Origin of the sequence: Bacillus sp. 220_BSPC, assembly GCF_001054655.1 — a bacterium.
GTDB lineage: Bacteria > Bacillota > Bacilli > Bacillales > DSM-1321 > Peribacillus > Peribacillus frigoritolerans.
The window spans coordinates 1-887 of the sequence record NZ_JVPL01000040.1 but is presented as its reverse complement, the minus strand read 5'-3'; the positions used below and the strand labels follow the sequence as shown (position 1 = coordinate 887).

Genomic DNA, 887 nt, shown 5'->3' with positions numbered 1-887 from the left:
GATCACTACGATCATTTGGATTATTTCTCGATAAAGAAGTTAAAAGATAAGGTCAGTCAGTTCATTGTCCCACTCGGTGTCGGTGGACATCTAGAAAGATGGGGCGTTAAACAAGAACTGATTCAGGAACATAATTGGTGGGATGAAGCTTCATTCAAGGACTTGCAATTTATTTGTACGCCTGCAAGGCATTTTTCTGGTAGAAGTATAGGCGATGGCAATACGACACTTTGGTGTTCTTGGATAATTAAAGGAAAACAAGAAAAGGTATATTTCAGCGGCGATAGTGGTTATGGCAGCCATTTTAAAGAAATCGGCGAAAAATACGGTCCTTTTGATTTAACCTTAATGGAATGCGGCCAATATGATGAACGTTGGTCAACCATCCATATGCTTCCGGAAGAAACTGTTCAAGCACACATCGATGTACAAGGAAAACGGATGATCCCCATTCATTGGGCAGGTTTCACATTGTCTTTTCATGACTGGACAGATCCGATAGAACGGGTAACAAAAGCAGCCAATGACCTGGGTGTCCAGATCTGCACCCCTCAAATAGGCGAACCGGTAGTGCTTGGTTCGACGGATTTCCCTCAAACAAGATGGTGGAAATGAAAAAAGGGGTTCGGAATTAAAAAATTCCGAACCCCTTTTAAAATTCCCTTGAAATTTTGAGTTTTGGCGATTTGTACTCGCGATAGCCCTCTTTATTGCTGTTGAGTACTTTAAAGTTTCTCCCGAAGGGCAAAGGTAACAATCAAAGTGTTCATCGTAAACATAGTCATGTTTGCGAAAGAATCCTTCTTTTGTACGAGGACGTGTAGGGTAAAGCAGGCGTGATTTCTTTGTTAAATAGGTAGCTTGTAATCGCTGGTGTTTTATAAGCT

At 41.3% G+C, this 887-nt stretch carries 1 protein-coding gene and 1 pseudogene; one reads left to right on the top strand and one right to left on the bottom strand.

Annotated features, from left to right (window positions below):
* On the top strand, positions 1-615 hold a 615-nt coding region (locus ADA55_RS02725), incomplete at its 5' end, for an MBL fold metallo-hydrolase (protein ID WP_048678658.1).
* Positions 616-673: 58 nt separating this feature from the next.
* Here ADA55_RS02725 and ADA55_RS28150 read toward each other — a convergent pair.
* Positions 674-887, bottom strand: a pseudogene (locus tag ADA55_RS28150) (IS5/IS1182 family transposase); the annotation flags it as partial.